This window comes from Mesorhizobium monacense (assembly GCF_056781675.1).
In genome coordinates, this window is sequence record NZ_CM165567.1 from 5,368,902 (window position 1) to 5,391,926 (window position 23,025).

Below are 23,025 nucleotides of genomic sequence, written 5' to 3' on the forward strand. Positions count from 1 at the left end.
GCATGCCCTACGGGCAGCCACCAACAGATACCGCTATCCGCAGGAGCACGCCTTGAAACATCGGTTGAACATCATCATCGGCAGCACGCGACCCGGCCGCGCCGGGCCGATCTTCGCCCAATGGCTGGACGGCTTCGCGCGCGAGCACGAGAAATTCGAGCCTGTCCTGACAGATATCGCCGCGTTCGACCTGCCTTTGCTGGACGAACCGCACCATCCCAAGCTCGCCAAATATGAGAAGGACCACACCAAGGCGTGGTCGAAGGCGATCGACGCAGCCGACGCCTTTGTCTTCGTTGCGCCTGAATACAATCATTTCGTGGCGCCGGCGATCGTCAACGCGATCGACTATCTGCTCAAGGAATGGCGCTACAAGCCGGCCGCCATTTTCAGCTATGGCGGCGTCTCCGGCGGGCTGCGTGCGGCCGAGGCGATCAAGCCGCTGCTGACCGGGGTCGGTGTGATGCCCATCCCGGAGGACGTGGCCCTGCAGTCCTACCGGAAGCTGCTCGACAAGGACCGTGCTTTCCAGCCGAGCGAATACGTGCTTGGTGAGGCAAAGATCATGCTGGATGAGCTGTTCCGCTGGAGCGCGGCGCTGAAGCCGCTGCGCGCCGGCTAGGGCCGACCGCCGCTCGAACAACGCGGCTTGTTCACGCCATAAAGAGATGAAATGCTCCGGCCATTGACCGGGCCGGGGCGGTTCGATTTGCGATTTCTGTTTGCGCTATTGCTGATTTTGTCGACGGCCGCTGCCGCCATCGCGGAGCGGCGCGTCGCGCTGGTCGTCGCCGATGACGATTACCGGCTGATCCGGCCGCTGGCAAATCCCGTCAATGACGGCGAGGCGATTGAGGCGGCGCTGAAGAAGCTCGGCTTCGCGGTCGTGCTCGAAACCAACCGGGACCTGCGCCGCATGCGCCGCGCGCTCGACGATTTTCGCGAGGACGCCAAGGGCGCCGACGTGGCGCTGGTGTATTTCTCCGGCCATGGCGTCGAAATCTCGGGGGACAACCGGCTGCTGCCGGTCGATGCCGACGCCTCTTCGCTCGATGCGCTGAAAAGGACCAGCCTGCCGCTGGAAGAGGTGCGCGATGCTGTCGCCGCCACGGCCAAGGTCGGGCTGATCGTGCTCGATGCCTGCCGCAGCGATCCGTTCACGGCAAGCGCCGGCGAAGGCCGTGGCGCAACATCACTGGCCAAGAATGTCTCTGACAAGGTGCGGCCCGGTCTCGGCCGTATCGGCAAGGCGGAAAATACCCTGTTTGCCTTTTCCGCCGCGCCCGGCGAGACGGCCGCCGACGGCTCTGGCCAGAACTCGCCCTTCACCGCAGCGCTGGCGAAATATCTCGGCACCGACGGGCTGGAAATCCGCTCAGTGCTGACGCTGGTGCAGCAGGAGGTCTACGACCTGACGCGCGGCAAGCAGCTCCCCTATGTCGAGAGCGGCCTGCCGCAGCTGTTCTTTGCCGCATCCACCAGGGAGCAGTTGCCGGAGCGCGAACGGCTGCTGCTGGCGATGGCCGAGGTGACACCTGAGATGCGCGGCGAGGTCGAACGGATCGCCAGCGACGCCGACATGCCGCTGGCGCCGCTCTACGGCGCACTGATCAGCACCGATGCGAGCCATCTTTCGGCTGAAAGCCTGGACGCCAGGCTGCGCGAGGCGGCGGACGCCTTCGTCAAGGTGCGCAGCGAAATGAAGGTTCTCGCGCCTGGCGATCCGCAGGTGAACGCGTTGCGCCAGCAGGCGCAAGAGCAGCTTTCGCTCGGCGCCTTCGACGCCGCGCGGGCAAAACTCGCCGAGGCCGCCGGCATCGACAGTGTGTCGCGCAAGGCGCTGAAGGCCAATTTCGCCAGTCGCACGCTGTCCGAAGCCGCTACGCGCTTCCTCTCGGGCGGCGCGGCCCGCGCCGACCTCAGCTATGCCGCCGCCATCAAGGACTATGAGGCGGTGCTGGCACTCTATGGCGAGGCCGGGCAGTCGGCGCTCAAGCCCGACGATTTCGACCGCCAGATCCGCACCCAGGATGAGCTGGGCAAACTCTACACCACCGTTGGCAACATCACCGCCGCCGGCCGCGCCTTCGAGGCGCTGCGGGCCAATCTCGAGCAGAGATCGCGGCAGGAAGCCGATCCGGGCGTGCGGCGCGATCTCGCCATCAGCCACACCAAGCTCGGCAACATCAGGATGGCGCAAGGCGATCTGCCAGCCGCTTTGCAGAACTACCAGACGGCGCGCGCGATGCTGCACGACCTGATTTCGGCCGAGCCGGGCCGCCTGGAATGGTTCGGCGATCTGGCCATGAACGACGACAAGATCGGTGACGTGCTGGTGCCGAACGGCGATCTGGCCGGCGCCTCGCAAGTCTACCAGGAAAGCCTGTCGATCAAGAAAGTGCTCGCCGCCAACGAGCCGGAGCGCGCCGGCCTGCAGCGTGACCTGACCATCTCCTATGACGAGATCGCCCGCCTTGCGCGTGCCGCGGGACAGCTGGACAATGCGCAGGCGGCCTTTGAGGAAAGCCTGAAGATCCGCCTTGCCTTGGCCGCGAAGGCGCCTGACGACGCGCAAAGGCAGCGCGACGTCTCGGTCAGCCACGACACGATCGGCGACCTCAAGCGCGAGCGCGGCGACGCCGTCGGCGCCCTTGCCGCCTACCGCGAAGGCCTGGCAATTGTCGAACGGCTGGCGAGCCTTGACCCCGACAACACCGAGCTGAAGCGCGACCTGTCGGTCGGCAACACCAAGATCGGCAACGCGCTGAAGGATCAGGAGGATTGGCCGGCTGCCCTTGCGGCCTATCAACAAGGGCTGGCGCAGGCCCGTCAGCTCGCGGACGGCGACCCCGGAAACACGGAGTGGCAGCGCGACCTCTCGGTCAGCCTCGAAAAGGTCGCCGGCGTGCTTGCCATCCAGGGCGACCGCAAGGGCGCGCTCAAACTGTATCTCGACAGTTTCGTCATCGTCGACAGGCTGGCGAAGCTCGACCCGGCCAATCTTGACTGGCAGCGCGACCTGTCGATAACGCTGTCGGAGATCGGCATGCTCAAGGTCAAGCAGCGCGACATCAAGGGCGCGCGGCAGGCGTTCCAGGACAGCCTGGACATCCGCCAGCAGCTTGCCCGATCCGACCCCGACAACGCCACCTGGCAGCGCGATCTGGTGGTTGCGATGATCGATTATGCGCAGGTCGCCAAGAACCCGAAGGCGGTTCTTTCGCAGGCGCTGGACATCACACTGGAACTCGACCGCAGCGGCCGGCTGGCGCCACGCTACAAGTTCATGATCAAGTTTCTCAAGGATCGATTGGCCCGCGTGAAATAGGCCTGACTGAAGCCGGTCGTCGATAGCCGGCTCTTCCGCCCCGGAAATCCTCGCAAACCTTGGAAAAACCGCCTTTTGCGCCTATATCTAGGACATCAAAACGGCGCGATTCGGAGCCAATTTCCGGCACCGGGCCAGCGCCATCAATCAGACAGGTTTTCATGAGCGATCAGACTGAAAGCGCCAATGGCGCGGAAGCCGAGTACGGCGCCGATTCCATCAAGGTTTTGAAGGGGTTGGATGCTGTCCGCAAGCGGCCGGGCATGTATATCGGCGACACCGATGACGGCTCGGGCCTGCATCACATGGTCTACGAGGTGGTCGACAACGCCATCGACGAGGCGCTGGCCGGCCATGCCGACCTCGTCACGGTGACGCTTAATCCCGACGGATCGGTCACCGTCATCGACAATGGCCGCGGCATTCCGACCGATATCCACACCGGAGAAGGCATTTCGGCGGCCGAAGTGATCATGACGCAGCTGCATGCCGGCGGCAAATTCGACCAGAATTCCTACAAGGTGTCGGGCGGCCTGCACGGCGTCGGCGTGTCGGTGGTCAACGCGCTGTCGGCCTGGCTGAACCTGAGGATCCGCCGCAACGGCCAGATCTACGAGATGAGCTTCACCCATGGCGATGCCGATGCGCCGCTGAAAGTGACCGGCAGCTACGAGCAGAACAAGACCGCCGGCACCTATGAGGGACGCAGCGGCAGCGAGATCACCTTCTTCCCGTCGGCCGAGACTTTCACAATGGTCGAGTTCGACTACGGCACGCTGGAGCACCGGCTGCGCGAGCTGGCTTTCCTGAATTCCGGTGTGCGCATCGTGCTGACCGATGCCCGCCATGCCGACATCGTGCGCCACGAGCTGCACTATGATGGCGGGCTCGAGGAGTTCGTCAAATATCTCGACCGCGTGAAGAAACCACTGATCGACAAGCCGATCGCCATCAAGGCCGAACGCGACGGCATCACCATCGAAGTGGCGATGTGGTGGAACGACAGCTACCACGAGAACGTGCTGGCCTTCACCAACAACATCCCGCAGCGCGACGGCGGCACGCATCTGGCCGGCTTCCGCGGCGCGCTGACGCGCCAGATCACCGGCTATGGCGAATCCTCCGGCCAGACCAAGAAGGAGAAGGTGTCGCTGATCGGCGACGACTGCCGCGAGGGCCTGACGGCGGTGCTGTCGGTCAAGGTTCCCGACCCGAAATTCTCCTCGCAGACCAAGGACAAACTGGTCTCGTCCGAGGTTCGCCCGGTCGTGGAAGGGCTGGTCAACGAGGCTTTGGGAACCTGGCTGGAGGAACACCCGACCGAGGGCAAGGTGGTGATCGAGAAGGTGATCCAGGCTGCTGCTGCGCGCGAAGCCGCGCGCAAGGCGCGCGACATCACCCGCAAGAGTTCGCTCGGCGTCACCTCGCTGCCCGGCAAGCTGGCGGACTGCCAGGAACGCGACCCGGCCAAGTCTGAAATCTTCATCGTCGAGGGTGACTCGGCCGGCGGCTCGGCCAAGGGCGGCCGTTCGCGGCAGAACCAGGCCATTCTTCCGTTGCGCGGCAAGATCCTCAATGTCGAGCGAGCACGTTTCGACCGCATGCTCGGCTCCGACATGATCGGCACGCTGATCACCGCGCTCGGCACCTCGATCGGCAAGGACGAGTTCAACGCCGACAAATTGCGCTACCACAAGATCATCCTGATGACCGACGCCGACGTCGACGGTGCCCACATCCGCACCTTACTGCTCACCTTCTTCTTCCGGCAGATGCCGGAGCTGATCGAACGCGGCCATCTCTACATCGCCCAGCCGCCGCTCTACAAAGTGACGCGCGGCAAGAGCTCGCAATACATCAAGGACGAAGGTGCGTTCGAGGAGTTCCTGATCGGTTCGGGACTGGAGGAGGCGTCGCTTTCGCTGGGTTCCGGCGAGGTGCGGGCGGGACAAGACCTGCGCAGCGCCATCGACGACGCGCTGGCGGTGCGGCAGCTGATCAACGGGCTGCACACGCGCTACAACCGGGCCGTGGTCGAGCAGGCGGCGATCGCCGGCGCGCTCAACCCGGATGTGCTTGCCGATCTTGGCCGCGCCAACGCCATGGCCGACCGTGTCGCCAAGCGCCTCGACATCATCGCCGAGGACACCGAACGCGGCTGGACCGGCCGCATGTCGACCTCGAACGAAGGCGTCGGCGGCTATGTGTTCGAGCGCACGGTGCGCAGCGTCAAGGAATTCGCGCAGCTCGATCTCGGGCTGATCAATTCGGCCGACGCCCGCCAGCTCGACCGCTATGCGCCGCGCCTGACCGAAGTCTACGGCACGCCGCCAGTGCTGCGCCGCAAGGATGTCTCCGAAACCATTTCGGGACCGCTGGCGCTGCTCAACGCGGTGTTCGCGACCGGCCGCAAGGGCCTGACCATGCAGCGCTACAAGGGTCTTGGCGAGATGAACGCCGAACAGCTCTGGGAAACCACGCTCGACCCGAATGTGCGCTCGCTGCTGCAGGTCAAGGTCAATGACGCCACCGACGCGGACAGCCTGTTCTCGCGGCTGATGGGCGACGAGGTGGAACCCCGGCGCGAGTTCATCCAGGACAATGCGCTATCGGTTGCCAATCTGGATATTTGAGCCGGCTTAGATTCACGCCTTGATGGAGCCGTTTCGTTTCGTCAGGGCGTCAATGAGTTCGGAGAAGCTTTCGCCGGCGCGCCGCTTCTCGGTTGCTGCCCGATCTACGGTCAGCCCGTCTGCCGCCAAGGTGACGCCGAACTTATCACTGGCCTCCTTGGGCGTGTAGTAGCCGAGCGCTACATCTCTCAGCACCAGATTTGCCTCGCGCTGGAGCGGATCGCCATAGCCGCCGCCGCCAGGCGTGCCGACGCGCACACGGTCGCCGGCCTTGAGCGCGATATCCTGCTCCTTGGAAAGGTGCGGCGGCACATGCGCCTCGCCGCCGCGGAACACCGTCACCGTGTTGGGCGCGCCGTCCCTGCCGCCAAGCGCGCCTTGCGGGCCGAAGCGGCCGTGATCCATGACGAAGGAGGCGCGGGCGTCGCCGCGCAGGATCTCGACCTCGTAGGCGAGCCCGAATCCGCCGCGCTGCTTGCCGGCGCCGCCGGAGCCTTCGCGCAGGGCATAGTGGCGGTAGAGCACGGGAAAGGCCTGCTCCATGATCTCGACCGGCGGCGATTTGGAAATGCCGATGGTCGAGCAGCCATTGGTCAGGCCGTCATGGCCGGCATTGCCGCCATAGCCGCCGCCGGAAATCTGGTACATGACGTAGTCGCGGCCACGCACCGGGTCGTTGCCGCCGAGCGCGAAATTGCCGCTGGATCCGGCGGGAGCCGCCGTCACCTTGTCCGGCAGCGCCTGCACCATGGCCGCGAACACCGCTTCGGCGATGCGCTGCGAAACCTCGGCCGCGCAGCCCGACACCGGGCGCGGATATCTGGCGTCGAGGAAGGTGCCTTCCGGTCGCTTGACGATGAGTGGCTCGAAGGCGCCGGCGCTGATCGGCACGTCCGGAAAAATGTGGCGCATGGCGAGATAGACCGACGACAAGGTCGTCGCTAGCACGCTGTTCATCGGCCCGGCGCAGGGCTTTGATGAGCCGGAAAAGTCGAAGGTCAGCGTATCGCCCTGCTTCTCGACGGCGAGCGCGATGGTCAGCGGCTCGTTCACCACCCCGTCGGAATCGACGAAGGCTTTTGAACGGTAGGTTCCGTCCGGGATGGCGGCAATGTTGGCGCGCATCTGCTCGGCGGCGCGGCGGCGCAGTTCCGCGATCGCCCCGACAACCGTTTCATCGCCGTAACGATCGAGAATCCCATTGAGGCGGTCCTGACCGATCAGCAGTGCCGCGGCCTGCGCCCGGATATCGCCGATGCGTTGATCGGCAACACGGATGTTGGAGCAGATGATGGCGTAGATCTCCGCGTCGAGCACGCCCTTCTTGAACAGCTTTACCGGCGGCAGCCGCAGCCCTTCCTGCTCGACCGCGGTTGCGGAGGCCGAGAAGCCGCCCGGCACCGAACCGCCGATGTCGGGCCAGTGGCCGGTGTTCGACAGCCAGCAGAAAATCTTGCCGTTCCGGTACACCGGCATGGCGAAGCGGACATCCATCAGATGCGTGCCGCCGAGATAAGGGTCGTTGACGATGTAGATGTCGCCTGGCTCGGGCGGCAGGCAGCGCCCGTCGGCAATCATCTCTATGACCGTTTTGGTCGAATATTGCATGACGCCGACGAACACCGGCAGGCCCTGCGAGCCCTGCGCGATCAGCGAGCCGTCGAGGGCCGAATATATGCCGTCGGATCGGTCGTTGGCTTCGGCGATGACCGGCGAGAAGGCGGCGCGCGAAAATGTCAGGTCCATCTCGTCGCAGACCTGTTGCAGGGCTGCCTGAAGTACCGAAAGCGTGATGGTGTCGAGCTTTGCCATCTCAGGCCTCGCCGATGTCGATGATGATGTTGCCATCGGCGTCCGAACGCGCCCGGTCGCCGGGTTCGAGCACCGTGGTGGCGTCCATCTGCTCTAGGATCGCCGGCCCTTCGATCACCGCATCGAGCGGCAGTTTTTCGCGCGTGTAGATCGGCGTGTCGTGCCAGGTGCCGGCGTACCAGACCGGCCGGATTTCGCGCCGCGCGTCGGCAAGTGTCGCCGCGCGACCGGCCGGGTCGATTAGCCGCGACAGATCGATCGCCGGCCTGACACCGGTCACCGAGGTGTTGAGGTTGACCAGGTTGGCGCGGATCTCCGGCAGTTCGACCTTGAAGCGGGCGAAATAGGCCTTTTCGAACAGAAGCTGCAACATTTCACGTGTGACGGAAGAGGAAGGCAGGGGCACGTTGATGATGTGGGTCTGGCCGACGAACTGCATGTCGGCGGAATGGGTGACGCGGATCGTCTCCGGCTTTACCGCTTCCTTGCCGATCAGCTCCTCGCCTTCGTTCCGGTGCCGTTCCAATATCGCGTGAAGCTGGGTTTCATCGAGACTGGACACCGGCTGGTTGACGGTGTTGACGAAGTCGTGCCGGAGATCGGCGACCACGCAACCGAGCGCATTGGTGATGCCAGGCCGCGCCGGCACCAGCACCTTGGGCAAGCCAAGCTCGCGCGCCAGTGCTGTCGCATGCAGCGGCCCGGCACCGCCAAAGGCAAACAGCGCAAAATCGCGCGGGTCATGGCCGCGCGACACCGAGACCATGCGGATGGCGCCGGCCATTTTCATGTTGCCGAGCCTGAGCACCGCACCTGCGGCCTCGACGCCGGAAAGGCCGGTGGCCTTGCCGATCTTGTCCTCGAATATGCCAGTGACGCGCTCGACGGTGACCGGGTTTTCGACCGCCAGCAGTTTCTTCGGCGCCAGCCGTCCGAGCACCAGATTGGCGTCGGTGATGGTCGGCTCGTTTCCGCCGCGCCCGTAGCAGATCGGGCCGGGATTGGCGCCGGCACTTTCCGGGCCGATCTGGATCAGGCCCGCGGCATCGACGCGGGCGATCGAGCCGCCGCCGGCGCCAACCGTGTGCACCGCCACCATCGGCACATGGATCGGCATTGCATATTCGATCTCGATCTCGTTCGACACCGCCGGCTCGGCGTTGCGGATCAGCGCAACGTCGGTCGAGGTGCCGCCCATGTCGTAGGTGACCAAGTTCTCGAAGCCGGCGCGCTTGCCGGTATAGGCGGCGGCGATGACGCCCGAGGCCGGCCCCGACATGACGGTCTTCGCCGATTCACGGGTGACGAAGCGGGCCGAGATCATGCCGCCATTGCCGTTCATGATCAAAAAATCGCGGGCGTAGCCTTTTGCTGCAAGTTCCGTGCGCAGCCTCTCGACATAGCGCTCGAGGATCGGCTGCACCGAGGCGTTGACCGAGGCCGTCACCCCGCGTTCGAACTCGCGCGCTTCCGACAGCAGCGCATGACCGGTGGTGATGTAGCCATTCGGCCAAAGTTCGGCGGCGATTTCGGCGGCGCGACGCTCATGCGACGGATTGGCATAAGAATGCAGGAAGTGGATGACGAGGGATTCGCAGCCGGCCTCGATCAGCTGTGAGACAGCCATGCGCATCTCGGCTTCGTCGAGCGGAACGCGAACCGCGCCAGAAGCCTCGACCCGCTCCGACACTTCGAGCCTGAGATTGCGCGGAATGACCGGCACGAACGTTCCTGTCATGCCATAGGGCTGCGGCCGGGTGCGCCGTCCAAGCTCGATCACGTCGCGAAAGCCGCGCGTGGTGATCATGCCGGTTTTCGCCAGCCGGCGCTCCAGCACGGCGTTGGTGGTGGTGGTCGTGCCGTGCACGATGAGGTCGATGCCATCGATCGGAAAGCCGGTGGCGCCAAGTGCTGAAACCACGCCGAAAGCCTGGTTGTCGACCGTGGTCGGGGTCTTGGCGATATGCACCCGGCCGCCGTCTTTGCCATCGATCAAAAGCAGGTCGGTAAAGGTTCCGCCAACATCGATGCCGGCGACGACATTGCCCGGCAACGCCGAAAAATTCTCTTTCATTGTCGAAACCCGAAATGCCCGGACTACGGATATGTCTCAGTTTGGAAAGGTGTTTTACGCTGGTCTCTTGACGCAAATATCATTTGTATACTAATAAATTCGGGACACAAGAGCTTACCGCTTCGCAGTGTGCAAAGGGCACGCCGGAACCTGACTGGTTCGGGCGCGCAGGAGAAGGTTTGGCGCCCGCGTCTGAAATTGGGCCAGAAGGTTGGATTTGATGAACACCACATCCGCGTTCAACACCGCCGGCGCCCGGCCGCTGCAGTTTCCGATTCCGGCCAATGTCTATGCCGAAACGGTCGTCTCGGTGAAGCATTACACCGACCGTCTGTTCTCGTTCCGCATCACCCGGCCGCAGTCGCTGCGCTTCCGCTCTGGCGAGTTCGTCATGATCGGCCTGCCCAATGCCGAGAAGCCGGTGTACCGCGCCTATTCGGTCGCCAGCCCGTCCTGGGACGACGAACTGGAATTTTTCTCGATCAAGGTGCCGGACGGCCCGCTGACCTCCGAGCTGCAGAAGATCCAGGTTGGCGACACCGTCATCATGCGCCAGAAGTCGACCGGCACGCTGGTGCTCGATGCGCTGACCCCGGCAAAGCGCCTGTTCATGATCTCGACCGGCACCGGCATCGCGCCCTTCGCCAGCCTGCTGCGCGATCCCGACACCTATGAGAAGTTCGAGCAGGTCATCCTGACCCACACCTGCCGCGACAATGCCGAGCTGGTTTACGGCCAGGAGCTGGTAGCCGCACTCGAAAACGACCCGCTGATCGGCGAACTGACCGGCGGCCGCGTCACCCTCTACAATTCGACGACGCGCGAAGAGTTGGCGCGCATGGGCCGCATCACCGCGCTTATCGGCTCGGGCAAGTTCTATTCCGACCTCGGCATCGACAAGCTCAACCCCGAGACCGACCGCATCATGATCTGCGGCTCGATCCACATGCTCAAGGACGTCAAGGAACTCGCCGAGAGCCTGGGCTTCCAAGAAGGCTCGCTGCATCAGCCGTCGAGCTTCGTCGTCGAGCGCGCCTTCGTCGGCTGAGACGTCGGGACGTTTAACGTCCTTCCTCCAAATTTGCATTTTTGACCACGCGGTCAAAAATCTGCTGCTTTCGCTGCCTTTTTCAGCTATGAGCCGCTTGAGGACTCGTGAAGTGCACCTTCACGGGCTATCTTCGGCGCACGCCGCTGAATGAAGAGGGCAGGAGATGAGCAGCACAATCCGTGAAGCCGACGTCGGCGCGTCCAAGGTCACGCCGCTGCCGGCGCGCACCGCCGCCAACACGCCCGCACTGCCGGACCATGCCATTGCCCGCAATCCCGGCATGCGGCTCGATCTCGGCTTCATGGAATCGGTGCGCAGCGTCAACCGCTCCGCGCTGGAGCGCCGCGTCGCCAGCCTGACCAAGCGGCGCTCGATCAAGGCCGACAACCAAGCGGCCTGGCTGCTACGCGCCGTTGCCTGCATGGACCTGACGACACTGAATTCCAACGACACCGAGGAGCGCGTGCGCCGGCTCTGCGCCAAGGCGATCAATCCGTTCCGCCGCGACATCGTCGAGGGGCTCGACATAGCAGGCGAGACCATCCGCCCGGCGGCGGTCTGCGTCTACCATCCCTTCGTCGCCACCGCCGTCGATGCCGTACGCGGCACCGGCATCCATGTCGCTGCCGTCTCGACCGCCTTTCCGCATGGTCTCGCGCCGCTGTCGACCCGCCTGCAGGAGATCGAGGCTTCGGTGCGGGACGGCGCCGACGAGATCGACGTCGTCATTCCGCGCGGGCTGGTCTTCGCGGCGAAATGGCAGGAACTCTACAACGAGATCGTTTCGATGCGCGAAGCTTGCAGCGAGGCGCATCTCAAGGTCATTCTCGGCACCGGCGACCTCGCCACGCTGCGCAATGTCATGCTGGCCTCGATGGTGGCGATGATGGCGGGCGCGGATTTCATCAAGACCTCGACCGGCAAGGAAAGCGTCAACGCGACGCTGCCCGTCGGCCTCGCCATGGTGCGCGCCATCCGCGCCTATTTCGAGGAAACCGGCTATCTTATCGGCTTCAAGCCGGCCGGCGGCATTTCCACCGCCAAGGCTTCGCTCGACTGGCTGGTGCTGATGAAGGAAGAGCTGGGCCGGCCATGGCTGGAGCCCGACCTGTTCCGCTTCGGCGCATCGAGCCTGCTGACCGACATCGAGCGCCAGCTCGAACACCATCTGACCGGCCATTACTCGGCCAATCATCGCCACGCGATGGCTTGAGGCGCCACACCGCGCCGCACAAAAAACCTCCTCCTAGCGGAGACGCCCGATGAACATTCTCGAACGCTATCACGCCATGGATTACGGCCCGGCGCCGGAGGCCCGCAACGAGGCGGATGCCTGGCTTGCCGCGCGAGATTTCGGCAAGGCGCTGTTCATCGGCGGCGAGTGGAAGGCGGCGGGCAGCGGCAAGACCTTCGACACCAGCGATCCCGCCTCCGGCAAGCTGCTCGCAAAAGTCTCGGATGCGGGTGCAGCCGATATCGACGCCGCGGTTGCGGCTGCGGCAAAAGCCTTGCCGAAATGGAGCGCCAGCACCGGCTACAGCCGAGCCAAGGTGCTCTATGCCATCGGCCGCGCCATGCAGCGCCATCAGCGCCTGTTCGCGGTGCTGGAATCGATCGACAACGGTAAGCCGATCCGCGAAAGCCGCGACATCGACGTGCCCTTAGCCATCCGCCATTTCATCCACCATGCCGGCTGGGCACAGGCGCTGGACAAGGATTTCGCTGATCATAAGGGCGTCGGCGTTGTCGGCCAGATCATCCCGTGGAACTTCCCGCTGCTGATGCTGGCCTGGAAGATCGCGCCGGCACTCGCCGCCGGCTGCACGGTGGTGCTGAAGCCGGCCGAGTTCACGCCGCTCACCGCCATCCTGTTCGCCGAGATCTGCGAACGGGCAGGTGTGCCCAAAGGCGTCGTCAACATCGTCCAGGGCGGGCCGGAGGCGGGTGCCGCAATCGTCAACCATCCGGGCGTCCAGAAGATCGCCTTCACCGGCTCATCCGAGGTCGGCAAGATCATTCGAAAAGCCACGGCGGGATCGGGGAAAAAGATATCGCTGGAGCTCGGCGGCAAGTCGGCCTTCGTCGTCTTCGAGGACGCCGATCTCGACAGCGCCGTCGAGGGCCTGGTCGACGGCATCTGGTTCAACCAGGGCCAGGTCTGCTGCGCCGGCTCGCGGCTTCTGGTGCAGGAAGGCATCGCCGATGCCTTGATCGCCAAGGTCAAGACCCGGATGGGCCGGCTGCGCGTCGGCAGCCCGCTTGACAAGAACACCGATATCGGCCCGCTGGTCGACTTGACCCAGCTCGAGCGTGTCAAGGGACTGGTCGCCGAAGGGGCAAAACAGGGCGCCGTCTGCTGGCAGCCCGATGCTGCCCTGCCGTCCTCCGGCTATTACCATCTGCCGACGCTCGCGACTGGTGTTTCGCCGGCTAATATCTTGGCGCAGGAGGAGGTGTTCGGCCCGGTGCTGGCCACCATGACCTTCCGCAACACCGAGGAAGCGATCGAGCTCGCCAACAACACGCGCTATGGGCTGGCAGCCTCGGTGTGGAGCGAAAACGTCAACCTTGCGCTGCATGTCGCGCCGCAGCTGAAGGCCGGCGTCGTCTGGGTCAACGGCACCAACATGTTCGACGCCGCCTGCGGCTTCGGCGGCTACCGCGAGAGCGGCTTCGGCCGCGAAGGCGGCCGCGAGGGGATGTTCGAATATCTGTCCGTGAAACTGCCGCTCGGCCCGGTGATCAAGCCGGCGACATCTTCCGTGCAGCCTGTCGAGCAATCTGAAGGCGACGCCATCGATCGCACGGCAAAGCTGTTCATCGGCGGCAAGCAGGTCAGGCCGGACGGCAATTATTCGCTTGGAATTGCCACTGCCAAGGGCAAGCTTGCAGGCGAGGTTGGGCTCGGCAATCGCAAGGATATCCGCGACGCCGTCTCGGCTGCCCGCGCCTGCAAGGGCTGGCCGGAAGCGACCGCCTACAATCGTGCCCAGGTGCTCTACTATCTGGCCGAAAACCTGTCCGGCCGTGCCGATGAATTCGCCGCGCGTCTTGTCCAACTTACCGGTGTGGCGGCAAAAGCCGCGCGCGAAGAGGTCGAGCAGTCGATCGAGCGGCTGTTCGTCTATGCCGGCCTCGCCGACAAGTTCGAGGGCCGCGTGCACCAGCCGCCTGCCCGGGCTGTCACATTGGCGCTGCACGAGCCGGTCGGCGTCGTCGGCATCGTCGCGCCCGACGCAGCACCCTTGCTCGGTCTGATCTCGCTGGTTGCTCCGGCGCTCGCCATGGGCAACACGGTGGTGGCTGTGCCTTCGGAAAAGTATCCGCTCCTGGCGACCGATCTCTATCAGGTGATCGAGTATTCCGACGTTCCGGCCGGCGCCATCAACATCGTCACCGGCCGCAGCGCCGAGCTTGCCGGCGTGCTGGCCAAGCACGACGATGTCGACGGCCTCTGGGTGTTTGCCGATGCCGAGACCTGCGCCAAGGCGGAAGCCGACTCGATCGGCAACCTCAAGCGCGTCTGGACCGGCAATGGCCGCAGCCTCGACTGGGCGTCGGGCGAAGCCGCAGGGGACGCTTTCCTGCGCCGTGCCGTCGAGGTCAAGAACGTCTGGGTGCCCTACGGCGACTGACGGTCCACCCGAGCGTCCGGCGGCGACGTTCGGGCTTGACGGGTCAATGGATGTTCTTTAACGAGAAAAAACAATTGGCCTGCAGGCGCACGCCCCCGCACAGGCGGCACGATAGTGCCTGCCTGGCACATTGCACATTGGCCGAATGCCCTTAGAAATCCGGGCGGCGATATACAGTCGAGGAGAAAAGCATGGCGGATCTGGCAGGCAAGGTCGTTGTCGTCACCGCAGCGGCGCAAGGCATCGGCAGGGCGAGCGCGCTGGCCTTCGCCAAAGCAGGCGCCGTGGTGCACGCCACCGACATCAACGAGGTGCTGCTGGCCGAACTCGGCAAGACGTCTGACATCAAGACCCGCAAGCTCGATGTGCTGAACGACGAGGCGGTGAAATCGGGCTTCGCCGAAATCGGCCCTGTCGATGTGCTGTTCAATTGCGCTGGCTTCGTCCATTCCGGCTCGATCCTCGAAATGGCGGACGCCGATCTCGACTTCGCCTTCAACCTCAATGTGCGCGCGATGATCCGTACCATCCGCGCCGTGCTGCCGGGAATGCTGGAACGTGGCGGCGGATCGATCGTCAACATGTCTTCGGTCGCCGGTGCCGGCAAAGGCGTGCCCAACCGTTTCGCTTATGGCGTCACCAAGGCTGCGGTCATCGGCCTGACCAAGGCGGTCGCCGCCGACTATGTCGGCAAGGGCATACGCTGCAACGCCATCTGCCCAGGCACCGTCGAGAGCCCGTCGCTGCAGGATCGCATGCATGCGCAAGGCGACTACGAAGCCGCCCGCGCCGCCTTCATCGCCCGCCAGCCGATGGGCCGTCTCGGCACGCCGGAGGAAATTGCCGATCTCGCCGTTTATCTGGCCGGCGCCACCTACACGTCGGGGCAGGCCTACAACATCGATGGCGGCTGGTCGATCTGACCATGATCCCGAAAAGTGGGAACCGGTTTTCGGAAAAGGTCATGGATGGATCAGGATCGAGGAGTCTGAAAATCCCACCCCGCCAGCGCTTGAAATGGCTTCTGCGCTTGCCCGGAGTCAGGTCCAATAGGTACGTTCCGCCCGGTTTCTGAAAACCATATCGTTGCCTCGGCGGAGAGTTTGCAAAAGGCCTCGGGCCGCAATCAGGAGAAAGACTGCATGAAACTGCTGCGCTATGGCGAGGTAGGGAGCGAACGTCCCGGCCTGCTCGATGAGGATGGGACGATCCGCGACCTCTCCGCTTATGTCGCCGACATCGCCGGCACGGTGCTTCATCCGGCCTCGCTGGACATGCTGTCGAAGCTCGATCCGAAATCGCTGCCGGCGGTTTCCGGTAACCCTCGCATCGGCGCCTGCGTCGCCGGCACGGGAAAATTCATCTGCATCGGGCTGAACTATTCCGACCATGCCGCCGAGACCGGCGCTACCGTGCCGCCGGAGCCGATCATCTTCATGAAGGCAAGCTCGGCCATCGTCGGGCCTGACGACGACGTGCTGATCCCGCGCGGCTCGGTCAAGACCGACTGGGAGGTCGAACTCGCCGTCGTTATTGGCAGAAAAGCGAAATATGTCAGCGAGGCCGAAGCGCTGGATTATATTGCCGGCTACTGCGTCGCGCATGACGTTTCCGAGCGTGCCTTCCAGGCCGAGCGGCAAGGCCAGTGGACCAAGGGCAAGAGCTGCGACACATTCGGCCCGATCGGCCCGTGGCTGGTGACCAAGGACGAGGTGGCCGACCCGCAGAACATCAAGATGTGGCTGACGGTCAACGGCAAGACGATGCAGAACGGCTCGACCAAGACCATGGTCTACGGCGTCGCCTATCTGGTCTCCTATCTCAGCCAGTTCATGTCGCTGCATCCCGGCGACATCATCTCCACCGGCACGCCACCCGGCGTTGGCCTCGGCATGAAGCCGCCGGTGTTCCTCAAGGCGGGCGATGTTGTCGAGCTCGGTATTGAGGGGCTGGGTCAGCAGAAGCAGACGTTCAGGGCGGACGCGTAGGCGTATCACCTCACAAGCTTGCGCCACCCCTCATCTGGCTGCCGCCATCTTCTCCCCGTGAACGGGGAGAAGGACGCCGTCATCGACGATTTCGCCAATCGCCTACGTTGCGGAAAAGGCGCCAGCGCTGCGGCCAGCTTTCTTTCTCCCCGTTTGCGGGGAGAAATGCCTGGCAGGGCAATGAGGGGCAGCGCCGGCCAATGCTGCGAAGCTACTTCATCACCTTCCCATCGACTCCAAACCGATAGGTCTTCGCCGAATCCGGCGTCGCATAAAGCGTGGCACCCGGCTCCGCATTGTAGACACCGAAGATGCGCACCGTGATCAGCCCGGCCTTTTCGCAGTCGAGATAGAGATTGGTGTCGGCGCCGAGGTGCTCGGCATGCACCACCGTGCCCTTCCAGGCTCCCGATTTCGTGTCAACGGTCAGGTGCTCGGGCCGGACGCCGATGGTCTTGGCCGTCTCGCCCAGTCTCGCGCCGTCGATGAAATTCATCTTCGGTGAGCCGATGAAGCCGGCGACGAATTCGTTCGCCGGCGAATTGTAGAGCTCCATCGGCCCGCCGATCTGCTCGATCCGGCCCGCATTGAGCACGACGATCTTGTCGGCCAGCGTCATCGCTTCGACCTGGTCGTGGGTGACGTAGATCATCGTCGCTTTCAGCCGGCGATGCAGCTGCGCGATTTCCAGCCTGGTGTTGACGCGTAGCGCGGCATCGAGATTGGACAAAGGCTCGTCGAAGAGAAAAAGCTTGGGTTCCCGCACCACGGCGCGGCCGATGGCGACGCGCTGGCGCTGGCCGCCCGAGAGTTCCGCCGGCCGCCTCTCGAGATAGGGCTCCAGCGACAGCATCGTGGACGCAATGCCGATGCGGCGGTCGATCTCGGCCGCCGGCGTGCTGGCCTGCTTCAGGCCGAGACCCATGTTGTTCTTCACCGTCAGATGCGGGTAGAGCGCATAGGTCTGGAACACCATGGCGATGCCGCGCTTGGCCGGTGGCGTAACGGAGACGTCGTCGCCGTCGATCACCACGCGGCCCGAAGTCGAATCCTCCAGCCCGGCAATGACCCTGAGCAAGGTCGACTTGCCGCAGCCGGATGGTCCGACGAAGACGACGAACTCGCCGTCCGTCACTTCGAGGTTGATGCCCTTCAGCACCTCGACCGGCCCGAAAGCCTTCTTCACATTCTCGATCTTCAGCGAGCCCACGGCGTCGTCCCTGTTCTAGAGTTTGATGGCGGCGCCGCTGCGCACGCTCTCGTCGGCGGCAAGGCAGACGGCGAGCGACTTCACCGCGTCGTCCATATGCCTGTTGAGATCGAGATCCTCGCGGATCGCCTTGAGCACAAAGGCCTGCTCGAGATCGCACAGGTCCTGGTGGCCCGGCTCGCCTTCCATCGACAGCATCTCGTCGGGCCTGGCGAACTTGCCGTCGGCTCCGGTCGCGGCACTATGCAGGCGGATGGTCGAGGTCTTGGTGTGGGTGTCGATATCGTCGGATTTGACACCTTCCTTCATGACGATCGATACGCAGCCGTTCGGTGAGATCACGTCCTTCACGAAGAAGGCGGTCTCCGAGATCATCGGCCCCCAGCCGGCCTCGTACCAGCCGACGGAGCCATCATCGAACAGCACCTGCAGGTGGCCGTAATTGTACATCGAGGGCGCGACCTCTTCGGTCAGCCGCACCCCCATGCCGCGCACCTCGACCGGCCTGGCGTCGGTGATCTGCAGCATCACGTCGAGATAGTGCACGCCGCAGTCGACGATCGGCGAGGTCGTCTGCATCAGCTGCTTGTGCGTGCCCCAGGTATGGCCCGAGGATTGCTGGTTGAGGTTCATGCGGAACACGTAGGGGCCGCCGAGCTTGCGCGCCTCGGCGATCAGCCGGATCCAGGACGGGTGATGGCGCAGGATGTAGCCGATCACCAGCTTTTTGCCGTTGGCCTTGGCCGCCGCGACGACGCGCTCGGCATCGGCAACCGTTGTTGCCAGCGGCTTCTCGACAAAGACATGACAGCCGGCTTCGAACGCCTTCACCGCATAGTCGGCATGGCTGTCCGAATAGGTGGCGATCGAGGCGACATCGGGCTTCTCGTCGCGCAACGCCTCGTCGAAGGAGCGCCTGATGCCGTAGCCGGAAAGCCCTTCCGGCAGCGGCACGTCGGAGCGGTTGACCAGTGCCGCGATCTCGAAGCCTGGATTGGTGTGATAGGCGAGCGCGTGGCTGCGGCCCATATTGCCGAGGCCGGCGACGACGACGCGAAGGGGTTTTTGCGAACTCACTTGACGGCTCCAGACGTGATGCCGCGGATCAGCTGCCGCGAGAAGATGACGTAGAGGATCAGCACCGGCATGATCGCCAGCGAGAGTGCTGCCAGGATGGCGTTCCAGTTGGTGACGAACTGGCCGAGGAAGAGCTGCGCGCCGAGCGTCACCGTCTTGGTCTCTTCCGACGGCGCCAGGATCAGCGGGAACCACAGATCATTCCAGATCGGGATCATGGTGAAGACCGCGACTGTCGCCATCGACGGCCTGACCAGCGGCAGCACCAGCCGGAAGAAGATCGTGTATTCCGACAGCCCGTCGATGCGGCCGGCATTCTTCAGGTCGTCGGACACCTGCTTCATGAATTCCGACAGGATAAAGACAGCCAGCGGCAGGCCTTGCGCGGTGTAAACCAGGATCAGCGCTGTCAGTGTGTTGACCAGCCCGCTCGCCACCATCAATTGCAGGATGGCGACGGTGCCGAGGCGGATCGGGATCATGATGCCGAGCGCCAGATAAAGCCCCATCAGCGTGTTGCCGCGGAAGCGATATTCCGACAGCGCGAAGGCGGCCATGGCGCCGAACAGAAGCACGAAGAACAGCGAAGCGACGGTGACGACGAGGCTGTTCTGGAAATAGTGGATGAAGTCACCCTGGCCGATGACCGTGGTGTAGCCGATCAGGTCGAACGTCTTCGGCGTCGGCGGCGTCAGCGGCTCGCCAAAAATGCCGGCGCGCGACTTGAACGAATTCATGATCACGATGATGACCGGAAACAGCGCGATCGCCGTATAGGTCAACAAGATCGCGTGGGCGCCGATAGTGCGGGGCAGCGAACGGGTTGCGGTGCTCATCTGTCGCCCCTCAGAACTGGTAGCGACGCAGGCGCGTCTGCACGAGGAAGAGGTAGACGCAGACGCCGCCGAGGATGATCAGGAACATCATGGTGGCGATCGCCGCGCCCATGTTGGGATCGCCGATTTGTAGCTGGAAGCCGAAGAAGGCGCGGTAGAGGTAGGTGCCGAGAATGTCGGTCGAATAATTCGGCCCGGCAAGCGCTCCTTGCGCGGTGTAGATCAGGTCGAAGGCGTTGAAATTGCCGACAAAGGTGAGGATCGAGATGATGCCGATCGACGGCAGGATCAGGGGCAGCTTGATCTTCCAGAACTGCGACATGCCGGTGATGCCATCGCATTCGGCCGCCTCGAGCACCTCATCGGGGATCGACAGAAGTGCCGCATAGATCAGCATCATCGGAATGCCGACGAACTGCCAGACCGAAATCAGGCTGAGCGCGGTCAGCGCGTACTCTTCCTTGCCGAGCCATGGCGTGAACAGGCTCTTCAGGCCGACAAGGTCGAGCAAATGCGGCGCCACGCCCCACAGCGGCGACAGGATCAGCTTCCAGGCGAAGCCGACGATGACGAAGGAGAGGATGGTCGGCACGAAGATTGCCGTGCGGTAGAATGCGGAGAACCTCAGCCGCGGGCTGGACAGAAGTGCCGCCAGCAGGACCCCGATCGGGTTCTGCACCAGCATGTGGATGATGAAGAACCAGACGTTGTTCCGGAGCGCATTCCAGAAGCCCACGGACCAGTTAGGGTCGCCGAATAGGGTGCGGAAGTTTTGCAGCCCGATGAAGACCTGATGTTGCTCGATGTTGCGGAACAGCGACAGCTGCAGCGTGCCGGCCAGCGGCAGGATCATGATCGCCGTATAGACCAGCACCGCCGGCGCCAGGAAGATGCCGATGTGCCAGCGGAACGGTCGTTTGTGTCGTGTTTGTGCGGCCATGAGTTCGGTCCCCGCCGTCTCTCGGTTCCAGGTGATGCGATGCTCGATGATGCCTCGATGCACGGCCCGCATCCAAGAATGGAGGCCTGCGACACGTCAGCTTCGCCTTCCCCGCAAAGCGAGGAAGGCTGAGAGGCAGGGCCGACAATCGCAATCTCAAAACAGACGCTTCTCGAATGCCGGCCGGGCATTTGCCCGGCCGGCCCGTTGCCTGAGCTCTTACTTTGCCGGCTTGTACCAGCTGTCGAGACCGTCCTGCAACTTCTTGGCGGCCACTTCCGGCGTGTCGGTGCCGTTGATGACGTTGGCCGATTCAACCCAGGTCTCGTTTTCGAGGTTCGGCGTACCGCGGCCCAGGATCTGGTAGGTCGAGCGGATAGTCGACTTGCACTTGCCGCGCCAGGAGACGAATTCCTGCGCAAGCGGGTCTTCCATCTTCACCGGCGTGTTGTTCAGGCTGAAGAAGCCTGGCAGCGCGTTGGCGTAGATGGTCGCGAAGTCAGGCGAAGCGACCCAGGACAAGAAGGTCTTGGCCGCATCGGCATTCTTCGAAGCCGCGTTGAGGCCCATGCCGATGTCAGTGTGGTCGGAGATGTAGCAGGTGTCGCCGGCCTTCTCGACCGGCGGCGGGAAGGCGCCCATCTTGAACTGCGCCTGGGTGTTGAACAGTGCTATCTCCCACGAGCCGGCCGGGTAGATGGCGGCGCGGCCGAGCGTGAACAGGTTCTGGCTATCCGGGTAGGTCTGCGCCTCGAAGCCGTCGCCAAGATAAGGCTTCCACTTGGCAAGTTCTTCATACGGCGCCACCCAGTCCTTGTCGGTCAGCTTCTGCTCGCCCTTGATGAGCGCTGTCCGGCCATCCTCGCCTTTCCAGTAGTTCGGGCCGATGTTCTGGTAGCCCATGGTCGCTGCTTCCCAGAGATCCTTGGTGCCCATCGCCATCGGGATGTAGGTGCCGTCGGCCTTGATCTTGTCGAGCGCGGCGAAGAATTCGTCGCGAGTCTCCGGCACCTTGATGCCGAGCTTGTCGAAGGCGTCCTTGTTGTAGATGAAGCCGTGGATGACCGAGGCCATCGGCACGCAGAACGTCGCCTTGCCGTCGTCGGTCTGCCAGGCGGCCTTGGCCACGGGGGAGAAATTCTCCATGCCGGGCAGCGCCGACAGATCGGCGAGGTTGCCCTTCTGGTAGAGCACCAGCGACTTGTCGAACGGGCGGCAGGTGATCAGGTCTCCCGCCGAGCCGGCGGCGAGCTTGGCGCCCAGCGCCGCGTCGTACTCGGTCGGCGCCGACGGTGCGAACACCACCTTGATGCCGGGGGTCTTGGCCTCAAAAGCCGGGATCAGCTTGTCTTTCCAGATGGCAAGGTCGTCGCCGCGCCAGCTTTCGATGTTGAGCGTTACGTCGTCGGCATAGGCCACCCCGGCGGTGCCGAGAATGCTGGTGCCGAGAAGAAGGGCCGTCAGTAGTTTCGTTGTCATGCTCAGTCTCCCTGTTGACCTTTTTCAGGTTCGGTTTTGAGAACAGAGGCTTTCGCGCCCTTGTTCCCCTCGATCGCGGAAAGCGCCGGCCGCAGTTTCCGGCCGGTCCTTTCCAGTATCTTCTCAGCCGCATCGGCGTTGGCGGCGCCGGCGGCGAGCAGAATGGCTGTCTTGACGACGCCGCCGCTCTTTTCGAGCAGCCGCACCGCATCGTCCCTGCCGCGCCCGCTGATGGCGGCGACGATGCGTGCCGCGCGATCGCGCAGCTTGATGTTGTCGGCGGTGAGATTGACCATGTAGCCGTCATGGACATGGCCGAGATGGATGGCGGTGAGCGTCGACAGCATGTTGAGCGCGATCTTCTGCGCCGTGCCGGCGCCCATGCGGGTCGAGCCGGCAATGATCTCCGGCGGCGTCTCGAGCAGGATGGCGACATCCGCCAGCTTGAGCAGCGGCGTGTCCTTGTTGTTGGCGATGGCGATGGTCGCGGCACCCCGGCTGCGCGCATCCTCCAGGGCCCTGACCGCATAAGGCGTCGAGCCGCTGGCCGAGACGGCGATCAGGCAATCGCCATTGCCGATACCGGCACCAGCGACGGCCGCCGAGGCCTCTTGGGTGTCGTCCTCCGGTCCACCGGCCAGTGTCTTGAAGGCTTCGTCGCCGCCGGCAATCAGGATGGCGATCCGATCGCGCGCTATGCCGAACGTGCCCGGCAGTTCCAGGGCATCGGCCAATGCCATCAGGCCCGAGCTGCCGGCCGCCGCATAGGCAAGCTTGCCGCCACTGGCCAGCTGGCCGGCGATGATCTCAGCGGCCTTGGCAATAGCGGGAATGGCGCCGCGCACGGCCCTGGCGGCCTCGATCTGTGCGTCGGCCAAAAAGGAAAGGATGGCGTCCGGGGCCTGGATGTCCAGTCCCTCGGCATTCTGGTGATGCGCTTCCGTGCGCTTCTCGGCCATCCA

At 64.0% G+C, this 23,025-nt stretch carries 16 protein-coding genes; 8 read left to right on the forward strand and 8 right to left on the reverse strand.

Annotated elements, in window-relative coordinates:
* Positions 1 to 52 precede the first annotated feature (52 nt).
* The 3 genes from AC1RUK_RS25695 to gyrB all read left to right on the forward strand — a co-directional run bounded on the left by AC1RUK_RS25695 (position 53) and on the right by gyrB (position 5,961).
* Complete coding sequence (locus AC1RUK_RS25695) at positions 53 to 622, forward strand: NADPH-dependent FMN reductase (RefSeq protein WP_481838409.1); 570 nt, start codon at positions 53 to 55, stop codon at positions 620 to 622.
* Positions 623 to 673: 51 nt separating this feature from the next.
* Entirely contained in the window at positions 674 to 3,328 is a 2,655-nt protein-coding gene (locus tag AC1RUK_RS25700) for a caspase family protein (protein ID WP_481840131.1), read from the forward strand.
* A gap of 161 nt (positions 3,329 to 3,489) precedes the next feature.
* Entirely contained in the window at positions 3,490 to 5,961 is a 2,472-nt protein-coding gene (gene gyrB / locus AC1RUK_RS25705; RefSeq protein WP_481838407.1) for a DNA topoisomerase (ATP-hydrolyzing) subunit B, read from the forward strand.
* Between the two features lie 12 nt (positions 5,962 to 5,973).
* On the opposite strand, the gene AC1RUK_RS25710 is transcribed toward gyrB, so the two are convergent.
* Complete coding sequence (locus AC1RUK_RS25710) at positions 5,974 to 7,773, reverse strand: hydantoinase B/oxoprolinase family protein (RefSeq protein WP_481840132.1); 1,800 nt, start codon at positions 7,771 to 7,773, stop codon at positions 5,974 to 5,976.
* Position 7,774: 1 nt separating this feature from the next.
* Positions 7,775 to 9,847 carry a hydantoinase/oxoprolinase family protein gene (locus AC1RUK_RS25715; RefSeq protein WP_481838405.1) on the reverse strand — a complete coding sequence of 691 codons (2,073 nt, stop codon included), beginning with the start codon at positions 9,845 to 9,847 and terminating at the stop codon, positions 7,775 to 7,777.
* A gap of 220 nt (positions 9,848 to 10,067) precedes the next feature.
* Here AC1RUK_RS25715 and AC1RUK_RS25720 point away from each other — a divergent pair, with 220 nt between their 5' ends.
* The 5 genes from AC1RUK_RS25720 to AC1RUK_RS25740 all read left to right on the forward strand — a co-directional run bounded on the left by AC1RUK_RS25720 (position 10,068) and on the right by AC1RUK_RS25740 (position 16,521).
* Positions 10,068 to 10,895 carry a ferredoxin--NADP reductase gene (locus AC1RUK_RS25720; protein ID WP_481840133.1) on the forward strand — a complete coding sequence of 276 codons (828 nt, stop codon included), beginning with the start codon at positions 10,068 to 10,070 and terminating at the stop codon, positions 10,893 to 10,895.
* Between the two features lie 166 nt (positions 10,896 to 11,061).
* The gene (gene deoC / locus AC1RUK_RS25725) at positions 11,062 to 12,111 is read left to right on the forward strand and encodes a deoxyribose-phosphate aldolase (RefSeq protein WP_481838403.1); all 1,050 of its coding nucleotides are present in this window, start codon (positions 11,062 to 11,064) and stop codon (positions 12,109 to 12,111) included.
* A 49-nt stretch (positions 12,112 to 12,160) separates the two neighbouring features.
* Positions 12,161 to 14,533, forward strand: a complete 2,373-nt coding sequence (locus AC1RUK_RS25730) for an aldehyde dehydrogenase family protein (RefSeq protein ID WP_481838402.1) — start codon at positions 12,161 to 12,163, stop codon at positions 14,531 to 14,533.
* 191 nt (positions 14,534 to 14,724) lie between these two features.
* Entirely contained in the window at positions 14,725 to 15,456 is a 732-nt protein-coding gene (locus AC1RUK_RS25735) for an SDR family oxidoreductase (RefSeq protein ID WP_481838401.1), read from the forward strand.
* Positions 15,457 to 15,675: 219 nt separating this feature from the next.
* Complete coding sequence (locus AC1RUK_RS25740) at positions 15,676 to 16,521, forward strand: fumarylacetoacetate hydrolase family protein (protein WP_481838400.1); 846 nt, start codon at positions 15,676 to 15,678, stop codon at positions 16,519 to 16,521.
* 211 nt (positions 16,522 to 16,732) lie between these two features.
* On the opposite strand, the gene AC1RUK_RS25745 is transcribed toward AC1RUK_RS25740, so the two are convergent.
* The 6 genes from AC1RUK_RS25745 to AC1RUK_RS25770 form a co-directional block, all read right to left on the reverse strand.
* Positions 16,733 to 17,731, reverse strand: a complete 999-nt coding sequence (locus tag AC1RUK_RS25745) for an ABC transporter ATP-binding protein (protein WP_481838399.1) — start codon at positions 17,729 to 17,731, stop codon at positions 16,733 to 16,735.
* A 15-nt stretch (positions 17,732 to 17,746) separates the two neighbouring features.
* Positions 17,747 to 18,808, reverse strand: coding sequence for a Gfo/Idh/MocA family protein (locus tag AC1RUK_RS25750; protein WP_481838398.1), 1,062 nt, complete (start codon positions 18,806 to 18,808; stop codon positions 17,747 to 17,749).
* The gene (locus tag AC1RUK_RS25755) at positions 18,805 to 19,644 is read right to left on the reverse strand and encodes a carbohydrate ABC transporter permease (RefSeq protein WP_436170426.1); all 840 of its coding nucleotides are present in this window, start codon (positions 19,642 to 19,644) and stop codon (positions 18,805 to 18,807) included. Before AC1RUK_RS25755 ends, AC1RUK_RS25750 begins: the two co-directional genes overlap by 4 nt.
* A 10-nt stretch (positions 19,645 to 19,654) precedes the next feature.
* Complete coding sequence (locus AC1RUK_RS25760) at positions 19,655 to 20,584, reverse strand: carbohydrate ABC transporter permease (RefSeq protein ID WP_481839390.1); 930 nt, start codon at positions 20,582 to 20,584, stop codon at positions 19,655 to 19,657.
* 219 nt (positions 20,585 to 20,803) lie between these two features.
* Positions 20,804 to 22,063, reverse strand: a complete 1,260-nt coding sequence (locus tag AC1RUK_RS25765; RefSeq protein WP_481838397.1) for an ABC transporter substrate-binding protein — start codon at positions 22,061 to 22,063, stop codon at positions 20,804 to 20,806.
* 2 nt (positions 22,064 to 22,065) lie between these two features.
* Complete coding sequence (locus tag AC1RUK_RS25770; protein WP_481838396.1) at positions 22,066 to 23,022, reverse strand: N-acetylmuramic acid 6-phosphate etherase; 957 nt, start codon at positions 23,020 to 23,022, stop codon at positions 22,066 to 22,068.
* Positions 23,023 to 23,025 lie beyond the last annotated feature (3 nt).